Here is a 10,269-nt window from a genome sequence, read left to right as displayed (position 1 = left end):
GGGCGACCGCCAGGGGTCGCCCGCCCCACATAACGAAGCGACTGGAAGGTTTGAACACACGCACGAGCGTGGTCAGGCTCGCCTTCCTTCGCTGAACCGGAACAGGGTGGGCAAATCCTACTTGGCTGAAGGTCGCCTCGACAGCGAAACCGCAGCTCGTCGCACCGAGCGGGTGGTGGCAAACCTGGCTCTGCTGCGCGCACCTCTAGTCGGGGTGGAGTTCAGCGATGACCGGTGAGGGACCAGCAAGACGAGCGTCATCGCAGGTCGAAGTCCGCACACCTCCGAGCTGCAGGAATGCTGATTCCTACGCCGAGTCATGCGGCAAAGTGCGACACGCGACATTCAAATCTCACCGCGACGCGACAGACCGGCGCCCTTGACGGGAGCCATCTGGCCGCTGGTCCACAAAGCTAGCTCCCGCAGTGGTTCGACCACTTCCGCCGGGTATTCCATCATCACCCGTTTGACGGGAAGGACGACCTCGACGTGCACATGGTCACCCGCGAGCCCGCCGCGCCCCGACGTCGTTGGCGTGCCCTGGGGGCGCGGCTCTTCACGCGGCGCCGGCTCGCCGGAGCGCTGACCGCGGTCGGCTCGGTTGTCGGCCTGGCTACGGGCCGCGCCCGCGAGGCCGAAACCCTTGTGACCGGGAACGCCTCGAGCCGCGAGGAACTGCGCGTGCTCGCCGACGAGCAGGCCGCGTTGCGGCGGGTCGCCACGCTGGTCGCCCGCGGGATGCCACCGGTCGAGGTGTTCACGGCCGTCGCGCAGGAGGTCGGCCGCGTCCTCGATGCCGACGCCACGCACATCGTCCGCCTCGATCCCGACGGCACGACGACCGTGGCCGCTAGCACCGGCGCATACGCCGACGGATTCCCGGTGGGAAGCCGCTGGAAGATTGAGCCACCCGTGGCCGTGGCGGCCGCCCTGCGCACGGGCTACGCGGCTCGCTTCGACGACTACCACCGAGCCCCCGGCGCCTACGGCGACCGCCTCCGCAAGCTGGGAATCCGGTCGGGGGCGGCGACTCCGATCGTCGTCGAGGGGCGTCTGTGGGGCGCGATCGCTGTCGGCATGCGGCGCGGGCGTTTCCCAGCCGACACCGAACAGCGCATGTCCTGCTTCACGGAACTCATCGCAACCGCGATCGCCAACGCCGACAGCCGCGCCGAACTCCGCGTGCTCGCGGAGGAACAGGCCGCGTTGCGGCGGGTTGCCACTCTCGTTGCGGGCGGGGCCTCCCCGACCGATGTGTTCGATGCGGTGACCGCGGAGTTTCGCCGGCTCCTGGATGGGTATCACATGGCGCTGCTCCGCTACGAGCCCGACGGCACTGCCACTCTCGTCTCGGCCCACAACGAGCCCGGCGTGACCATGCCGGCCGAGACGCCCTGGCCGCTCGAGGGCGAGAACGTCGCGGCGCTGGTGTTGCGCACTGGCCGCGTCGCCCGGATGGACAGCCATGAAGGTGCTCCCGGCTGGGCCGCTGCGCGCATACGTGAGCTGGGCTTCCACTCGGGGGTCGGAGCGCCGATCGTCGTGGAGGGCCAGCTCTGGGGTGCGGCAATCGTCGGGTCCAGGCGCCCCGAGCCCCTGCCGCCGAGCACAGAGACGCGCATGGTGGGCTTCGCCGAGCTCGTCGGCACCGCGATCGCGAACGCCGACAGCCGCGCCGAGCTCGCCGCGTCCCGCGTCCGCATCGTCGCCGCCACAGACGGCGCCCGGCGCCGTATCGAGCGCGACCTGCACGACGGCGCCCAGCAGCGACTCGTCTCGCTCAGCCTCGAGCTGCGCCTCGCCCAGTCCGCGGTTCCTCCGGACCTCCCCGAGCTCCAGACGCAGATCGGCCAGGCCATCGACGAGCTCGACGCGGCGAGCGACGAACTGCGCGAGATCTCTCACGGCATCCACCCTGCGATCCTGTCCGAGGGCGGGCTGCGGCCGGCGCTGCGGGCGCTCGCCCGCCGATCCGCGATTCCGGTCGAGCTCGACGTGCGGGCGGACGACCGGTTCCGGGACACGATCGAGGTGGCGGCCTACTACGTCGTGTCGGAAGCGCTCACGAACACGACCAAGCACGCGCGCGCCTCGTACGCACACGTCACCGTCGAGCAGCGCGACGACATCCTGCACCTCTCGATTCGCGACGACGGCGCCGGCGGCGCCGATCCCACCCGCGGCTCGGGTCTGACCGGCCTGCGCGACCGGGTGCAGGCCCTGGGCGGGTCGATCGACGTCAGCAGCCGCTCCGGCGAAGGAACGCTGATCGTCGTCGAGCTTCCGCTCCAGCCCGACTGACCGGCAGCCGTCAGCTGCCACCCTGTGCGGCGCCATTATTCGGAGCTGGCACTGCCTGGACTCAGGGTGTCCGGCCCACAGGAGGAACCTCAACCGGCACCAGCCCCATCAAACCCGACAACAACGACGACCCGAACCACATCACCAGCACGAGCAAGCGCACTGGCCCGTCCACACGTTGCTACCCACCACCTGCGTCCTCAATGGACTCATCCACGAATACCGGTACGCGGCTTGACGCGCAGCGATGACTCTTCGAGCGGTACAGGGCCGGTGCCATCAGGTTCCGCCGCTCGTCCGCAGTCATGCCGCCGCGCTGCGATCCTCACCGGCCCTGGTGGACCGGTGCCATGACTACGTCGGGGACATCGCTTCGACGCTGATTGGGGATGCCGCACGCCCGACCGGTCCCGACACAGCACCCAGGTCCGCGACCAGCTCCGCCGAGCGCGACGGCGGGATCGCGGCGCATCACCCGCTTCGCCACATCCGCTCTTGCACCCAGACGAAGCCGATCGCGAATCCGACGCTGACCAACCCCTGGAAGGCCAGGAATGCCAGCAGGTCCGGCGGGAACGCGAACTGCTCGCTGAGCACTAGGCGGGTAGCCACCTCCTGGAAGAGTCGCGCGATCGGGAACGCGATCAGCCAGTAGAGCGCCACCGGCGCGAAGGTGCCGCTGCGCAGCACCCCTCGCGCCCGCAGCACACTGCAGCCCGCACCCAGCACGACCAATGGCAGGGCGAGCGTGATCGCGGTGACCGCGGCCCAGCTCGGCGGCATACCGCTGACCATCGCCAGCCCGCCCGCGAACAGGCCAGCGACGGTCCCGATTACCAATCCCGGCGTGGCGAGCTGGCTGGTGAGTGTCATGTCAACTCACGACTACTCCGTAATTGAAGAGGCAGTAGAACAGCATCCCGAGGTAGAACACCGCACCGAAACCGATGATCAGGTTGATCAGCAGATTCGGACGGATCGGCTTGGGCAGCATTCTGTTGTTCACCAGCAGCAGCACGACGCAGTAGGCACCCATCGCGAACGCGGACAGGAACGCGAGGGTGTCCAGGATCGCGTCGGGGCCGTGCGCCGGGCCGAACAGCAGGATCACGATGGCGAAGATGATGAGGCCCCACAGGAACGCCGCATACAGGTGCGACATCCGGAACCGCTGCGCGCCCGGCACGAAGTGGTACGTCATATCGGCCTGCCCGCGGGAGAACGAGTCGAACAGGCCGAGCGTGGCGTTCAGGCCGATCAGCGCGATGAACCCGAGGAACACCGAACCGAGCATCGGACCACCGGCTGCGGAAAAGGTGTCGGACATCGCGCTCAGCGCGGCCTCCCGCCGATCGGACTCGATCAGGTGCCGCACGTCGGGATTCTCCCGGGCTGCGGACTGCGCCAGAACGGTGAACGAAATGGTCACCAACATGGTGATGCCCCAGAACAGCAGCAGCGCGTCGAAGGTGACCCAGCGCCGCCAGCCCTTCCACTTGCGCAACTCGTCGGGATCATCGGTGTCGAACATGAACCCGCGCGAGGGCATCGCCTCTTCTTCGTCGGCGTGCCGCAGGCCGCGGATCCGGGGGATGTGCGCGCCCATGCCCGCGCCCTTGTCCCGCAGGTGCAGGGTGTACCACATCTGCTGCATACCGGACGGTCCGGCGAAGGCGATCGCACCCACCAGGATGGGGAACCAGGTCGCCGACATCGCCGCTTCCGGGAAGTAGCCGAAGTGGAGCATCCCGGTGAGCGTGCCGGTCAGGTCGGACAGGTTGCCGACCATCGAGGCGACTACGGCGGTGCCCACCACCAGCAGCCCGATCAGCAGCGACAGCACCTTCTCCAGCAAGTTGTAGATCACCTTGGCCAGCGTGAACGCCACGCCCACCAGCAGCAGGCCGATACACGCCGACACCACCCACGGTATGCCGGTGACCTGCTCCAGTGCTGACGCACCCGCGGACAGGTGGCCCGGCCAGATGTAGACGAGGATCGCGGTGGCGAAGAAGAACCACATCAACGGTTTGGCCACTCGCGCCGCGCCCGAGAAGATGCTCTCACCGGTAGCCATCGCATAGCGGGCCATCTCCAGCATCACCACGGCTTGCAGGCTGACGCCGACCAGGAACAGCCAGCGGATCCCCGGACCGAAAACCAGCACCAATCGGGGCCAGATGTACGACTCGCCGATGCCGACCCCGAGCGCGACCAGGAACACGGTGGGGCCGAGCAAGTGCACAGACGATGGCGGTTCGGGTAGCTCGCGGATCGGCATCGGCTCCAGCCGCCCCGCCTTCCACACTCGAATCTCTGTCATACCGGAGTATCTGTTGTTATCTCGAATTCTGGTGCTTTCTCGGCTTCCACATCGGACCTCCTCGTCCCGCGTAGCCTTGGCGGTACTTGGTGCTCCGACCGAAGCGACCAGCCGCGCAACCCACTGATACTTCGTACCCCTGACGGCGGCGACAGGTTTCTCGCCAGATGGGGTACGCGACGATGCCGTAGTCGAACAGCTAGTCGGCGACCTGCTCAACTTCGGTGTCACCGGTCAGCGATACGACGAGTGTGGCAACACGGCGGCTCGGCAGGGCAGGGCGGAAAGGCCCAGGTCAGCTCACGGACCAGCCGATCCGTGTTCTCAGGTGGCTGGGGCGGTGTCCCTACCAGTGGCAGGCAGTTGGCACTCGTGCTGGTATTCGCTGGTTCCTGCGGCCTAGACTCGGATTCGAGTTTGCCTGTGCGACCTCCCTCATGAGGTGGTGGCCGTGGTTACTCTGGCGACGGAGTCGTGGCAGGACGAGTTCCGCGTCCAACTGGCGGATCGGTACGGCCCGGCCAAGGCAAGGTGGTTGTTCGCCCGGTACGCGTCGGCGTTCCCAGCTGGTTACCGGGACGTGTTCTCCGCCGGCCAAGCGGCGCTGGACGTCGGTTCGCTGGAGAGCTTCGAACCGGAGGTCGAGCCGCGGCTGGTCTTGTGGCCGTTGCTCGGTTCCGCCGCGGGCGCTCGATTTGCGCTGTTCTGGTCGACCCCGCGTCCGGCGCTGCTCGCCGATGTGTTCCCGGTGCTGGAGAACATGGGCCTGCGGATCGCCGATCATCGTCCGTTCGACGTGCGTCCGGTCGGCCGCAGCGCGGTCCGGGTCGAGGAATTCGAAGTGCTGCCACATGATTCCGCACCGCTGGCCGACCCCGCCACGCGAGATCTGATGACCGATGCGTTTACTGCGGTCTGGCGCGGTGACGCCGAGGATGACGGCTTCAACCAGCTCGTGCTCAAAGCCGGCCTCGGCTGGCGGGACGTCGCGCTATTGCGTGCGATCCACGCATATCTGCGGCAGGCAGCGGTCGCGTTCAGCCAGGCGCACGTGGAACGCACGCTGCTCACGCACCGCGAGGTGACCGGACTGCTGGTGGAGTTGTTCCGGATGCGCTTCGATCCGGCGATCGCGGATGCCGACGGTCAGGTGGAGGTGGATGCTCGGATCGAAGCCGCGCTGAGTGAGGTGGTGCACCTCAACGAGGACCGGGTGCTGCGCGCCATGCGGACGGTGATCCTCGCAACGGTGCGGACGAACTTCTTCCAGCGAGATCCTGCTGGTCGGGCCAAATCCTACTTGGTGCTCAAGCTCGATCCGAGCCGACTGGCGTTCCTGCCGGATCCGCGCCCCGCGGTGGAGACGTTCGTCTACTCGCCGCGGGTGGAAGGCGTGCACCTGCGCGCCGCGAAGGTGGCCCGCGGCGGAATCCGCTGGTCGGACCGGCCGGAGGACTTCCGCGCCGAGGCGCTCGGCTTGCTGAAGGCGCAGATGGTGAAGAACACAGTCATCGTGCCGCAGGGCGCCAAGGGCGTGTTCGTCGTCAAACGGCCACCGCCGAGCACGGACCCGGAGGCCGTCGCGGAGGAGGTGCGCGACTGCTACACGATGTTCGTGCGCGGGCTGCTCGACGTCACCGACAACCGGCGCGGCGATGCGGTGGTCCGGCAGCCGGAGACGATCTGCCACGATTCCGACGACACCTACCTGGTTTTGGCGGCGGACAAGGGCACTGCCGCGTTCTCCGACCTGGCGAACTCGATCGCCGCGGAGTACGGGTTCTGGCTGGGGGATGCGTTCGCCTCGGGCGGCTCGCACGGCTACGACCACAAGGCCATGGCCATCACGGCGCGCGGCGTGTGGACATCGGTGCGCCGCCACTTCGGCGAACTGGGCTTGGACCCGGAGCGCGACGAGTTCACCGCGGTGGGCATCGGCGACATGTCCGGCGACGTGCTCGGAAACGCGATGTTGTTGTCGCGCACCATCAAACTGGTCGCCGCATTCGACCACCGGCACATCTTCCTCGACCCGGACCCGGACCCGGCCGTGTCCTTCACCGAACGCCGCCGACTGTTCGACCTGCCGCGGTCCTCGTGGGCGGACTACGACCCGGCGCTGATCTCGGCTGGCGGCGGGGTGTTCGCCCGAACCGCGAAGTCGATCCCGCTGACCCCGCAAGTTCGGCAGGTCCTCGACGTCCAGGTGGATGAGCTGCCCGCCGATCAACTCATCCAAGCGATTCTGCGGGCGCCGGTCGACCTGCTGTTCAACGGCGGCGTAGGCACCTATGTCAAGGCCTGCGCGGAGCTGAACGCGCAGGTTGGCGACCGGGCCAACGATGGGGCGCGCGCGGACGCCGAGCAGTTGCGGGCGCGGGTGGTCGCCGAGGGCGGCAACCTGGGGTTTACCCAGCGCGCCCGGATCGAGTTCGCCTTGCGTGGCGGGCGCATCAACACGGATTTCATCGACAACTCGGCCGGGGTCGACATCTCCGACCGGGAGGTCAACCTCAAGATCCTGCTGGATGGCGTTGGTCGGCTCTCCCCGCAACGCCGGGACCGGCTGCTCGCCGAGCTCGGCGACGAGGTCGCGCAACAGGTGTTGGTCGACAACTACCGGCAGGCGCTGGCCATCAGCGTCAGCGAAGCGCTGGGTGTGACCGGGCTGGACCGTCACCTGCAGGTCATGCACCTCCTCGAAGACGATGGGCAGCTGGACCGGACGCACGAGGCGTTGCCGGATGACGACACCGTCGCCCAGCGGCGGGCTGCCGGGTTGGGGCTCACTCGGCCGGAGATCGCCGTACTGCTCGCCTACAGCAAAAACCGCTGGACGAGGGTGCTCCATTCGACGATGCCGGACGATCCGTACGTGCTGGCAGGGGCAGTCGACTACCTGCCCGCGGCGCTTCGCGACGCGTTCGCCGGAGAGATCCCGACCCACCCAATACGCCGGGAGATCGCCACGACCGTGCTGGCCAACGAGGTGATCAATCGGCTGGGGTCCGGGCTGCTGCATCGCCTGCAGCAGCTTACCGGGGACCGTAACACGCCCTTCCTCGTCTACGTCGCGGCCCGCGACCTACTTGACCTGCCCGCCATCTGGGCCGAGATCGACACCCTGGAGTTGTCCCGTCACGCGCAAACCCAAGTGCGCCTGCTTAGCGCGATCCGCGAGGTCATCGAGCAGGCTTCGCTGTGGTTGCTGCGCAACCGCCGGGAGATCGACGTGGCGACGGAGGTCCGACGCTTCCGCCCGGCGATGCTGCGACTCGCCCGAGTCCTCCGCACCCGGCTCACCGGGCGGGAACGGCAGCGGGTGGAGCGCGCGATTGCCGGGTTTGTCCGGCGCGGGGTTCCCGAGCAGCTGTGCGAGCGGGTCTTCGTGCTCGACCCGCTGTGCGCTGGCATGGACATCGCCGAGATCGCCTGGGCGTCCGGCCGCGACCTGGAGTGGACGGCCGGGTTGTACTTCGCGCTGGGCGAGAAGCTCGACCTCGATTGGCTGAAGGCGCAGACGGTGGAGCAACCCGGCGACTCGCACTGGACTTTGCTGGCAAAGATCTCGCTGCGCGACGACCTGCTCACCCAACGCCGCCGGCTCACCGCGGCCGCCCTGCGCGGAGCCGAGACGGCGACCGAACCGGACCAGCTCCTGAACACCTGGCTGGACCGCAACCTGGACCGGGTGACGATGTACCGGAAGACCTTCGCCCTGCTGAAAGAAGCGAACGAACCGGACATCGCGATGCTCTCGGTCGCCCTCCAAGAACTGCGCAACCTCGCCCAGAGCGGTGGCGGAAACCAAACCGAACTCAACGGCATGTCGAGCTGACAACGGGATCTCACCGTCTACTGCGGACATCGGGTGCAGACGTCTGTCCGGTCTGCGACCGGAGGTTCGCGTCAGCGGCGACGCCCTCGTGGAAGCACCAACCCCGGTCAGCCGGTGCAGGTGAACCGCACCGAGTGCCAGCCGCACAGCACCTGCAATGACTGCCAGGGCGTGGCTAGCAACGGATGCAGCGTGCGAACACCCTTGAACCGGCCGATCTGCGCACCCTGCTTGGCTCGGCCGTAAACCCGTTTGTGGGTCGGGTCGATAGCGATCAGATTCGGTTCATCGAACGCCGCATCCACCCGCGCAGGACTATGAGAAGATCGCACTCCAGAGATGCCCTCTCGCTAGGACCGATTGGATCCTTCAGCAAGATCAATCGTCCCAGCTCAAGAGGGCATCTCGCCTTCTCGCCGCCGAACCGTTACCCAAAACCAACGGTGGATCGAGGATAAGACGTCGTCCTCGATATCTGGGGAGCACGGAGTTCAATGCCGAACCCACCAGGCGGCCCCATCCGAAGGGACGAGCTCCAGTCAGTGGTCAGCTACAAACCGTCCTTTTAACCGACCCAATCGCCGTATCAGGTGCTGAAGACCATCAATTGGCTGATGAACCGTTCTTATCCGCAGCCGTTTCCGACACGATGTCGAGATAGAAATCGCGCTTCAACATCGAACTGTGTGGAGCCCTTCATCCAGACCTGCTCCTTACGGTCGATAGTACTCAGTGGACACTTGAGTCGTCGCTCGCCTGGAACTCGGCCAGCACGCCGTCCCACAGGCCGATGCGGGCTCGGATCGCGTCGACGCTCACTTGCTCCGCCTCGGCCTCGCGGACCGGGTCGCCGTCGCACAGCGCCGCGAGCAGCCGCAACGCCAGCGGGCCGTGCTCGTCGTGGTCCAGCGCGATGTGACGGTCGAGGTAGTGCCGGAACACCGGGGCGTTCGCCAGCACGTCGTCGACGTTAGCGCGCACCTCGGAGAACACGTCCGGCAACAGGTTCTCCCGGCCGTGGCAGAACGACGAAGCTACCTCGTGGGGGGCGCCGTGCAGCGCCACATCCAGCGTGTGACCGACGAACTTACGCACGCCGTCCGGGATGTGCGGATCGTCCAGCGCTGTCAGCGGGCCGACCCCGCGGTCGAGCGCGGTGAGGAAGGCGTCGATCGGGCCGGCGTCGGCGCCGAGTTCGGCCATCGCGCGGAGGTACAGCTCGAAATGGCTGACGTAACCGCCGTCGATGTCCTCGTCGGTCTCCTCGGCGAGGACGATCTCCATGATGAACCGGCCGTGCTCGGCCTTGTTCTTCGGGCGCCACGGCAGGGTCACCGTGGTCACCTCGGTCTGCAGGCGCTTCAACAGCGTAAAGAAGTCCCACACAGCGAACACGTGGTGCTTCATGAAGATCCGCAGCTTGGCCTCGGTGTCGATCTGCGTGTAGAGCGGGTGGTTGATCAGCTCGGCTCGGATGGTGTCGAAATCGGTGACTGCGGTCATCTCTGTCCATCTCTCTCTGGAATTGTCAGTGATGGCGGCGTCGCTTTTCCCGCCAGTTCGTGCACTCAGCATCGATACCGGAACTGTTCACCAGGTTGGCGCCGGTTTGGCGCGGAGTTGGCGGTTCTTGTCATGGAGCATGGCCGAATCGGGACGATCTACAGATTGGCAGAGATGCCCCGGGTGTCCGTCTGGTGGCATATGCCAATCGGTCGGCTGCGTCGGTCGTACGGTGGTCGCCGGGGTGCGCGGGCGCGGTCGGCCGCCAGGCCACAGGCGCAAGCCAGCGCGGGTCCCCGGCGGG

7 protein-coding genes are annotated in these 10,269 nt (G+C 67.2%); 3 read left to right on the top strand and 4 right to left on the bottom strand.

Annotated features, from left to right (window positions below):
• Both MOQ72_RS43055 and MOQ72_RS43050 read left to right on the top strand, forming a co-directional pair.
• Positions 1–238 (top strand): hypothetical protein (locus tag MOQ72_RS43055; RefSeq protein WP_242191839.1); only part of this gene is annotated, 238 nt, incomplete at its 5' end.
• Positions 239–495: 257 nt separating this feature from the next.
• Positions 496–2,301 carry a GAF domain-containing sensor histidine kinase gene (locus MOQ72_RS43050; protein ID WP_242191840.1) on the top strand — a complete coding sequence of 602 codons (1,806 nt, stop codon included), beginning with the start codon at positions 496–498 and terminating at the stop codon, positions 2,299–2,301.
• A 471-nt stretch (positions 2,302–2,772) separates the two neighbouring features.
• Here MOQ72_RS43050 and MOQ72_RS43045 read toward each other — a convergent pair whose 3' ends face one another.
• Together MOQ72_RS43045 and MOQ72_RS43040 are read right to left on the bottom strand one after the other, a co-directional pair.
• Positions 2,773–3,174 (bottom strand): hypothetical protein, encoded by a 402-nt coding sequence (locus MOQ72_RS43045; protein ID WP_242191838.1) that lies wholly within the window; start codon positions 3,172–3,174, stop codon positions 2,773–2,775.
• 1 nt (position 3,175) lies between these two features.
• Positions 3,176–4,624, bottom strand: coding sequence for an Nramp family divalent metal transporter (locus MOQ72_RS43040; RefSeq protein ID WP_242191837.1), 1,449 nt, complete (start codon positions 4,622–4,624; stop codon positions 3,176–3,178).
• Positions 4,625–5,075: 451 nt separating this feature from the next.
• Between MOQ72_RS43040 and MOQ72_RS43035 the strand changes: the two genes are divergently transcribed.
• Positions 5,076–8,462: an NAD-glutamate dehydrogenase domain-containing protein gene (locus MOQ72_RS43035; RefSeq protein ID WP_242191836.1), complete on the top strand. Its 3,387-nt coding sequence runs from the start codon at positions 5,076–5,078 to the stop codon at positions 8,460–8,462.
• Positions 8,463–8,569: 107 nt separating this feature from the next.
• Here MOQ72_RS43035 and MOQ72_RS43030 read toward each other — a convergent pair whose 3' ends face one another.
• Positions 8,570–8,767: a hypothetical protein gene (locus MOQ72_RS43030; protein ID WP_242191835.1), complete on the bottom strand. Its 198-nt coding sequence runs from the start codon at positions 8,765–8,767 to the stop codon at positions 8,570–8,572.
• 424 nt (positions 8,768–9,191) lie between these two features.
• Entirely contained in the window at positions 9,192–9,965 is a 774-nt protein-coding gene (locus tag MOQ72_RS43025; RefSeq protein ID WP_242191834.1) for a DUF3050 domain-containing protein, read from the bottom strand.
• Between the last annotated feature and the right edge of the window lie 304 nt (positions 9,966–10,269).

Origin of the sequence: Saccharopolyspora soli (assembly GCF_022678645.1) — a bacterium.
GTDB classification, from domain to species: domain Bacteria; phylum Actinomycetota; class Actinomycetes; order Mycobacteriales; family Pseudonocardiaceae; genus Saccharopolyspora; species Saccharopolyspora soli.
Note: the sequence above shows the minus strand (reverse complement) of the source record. Positions and strands in the feature narration are given on the sequence as shown.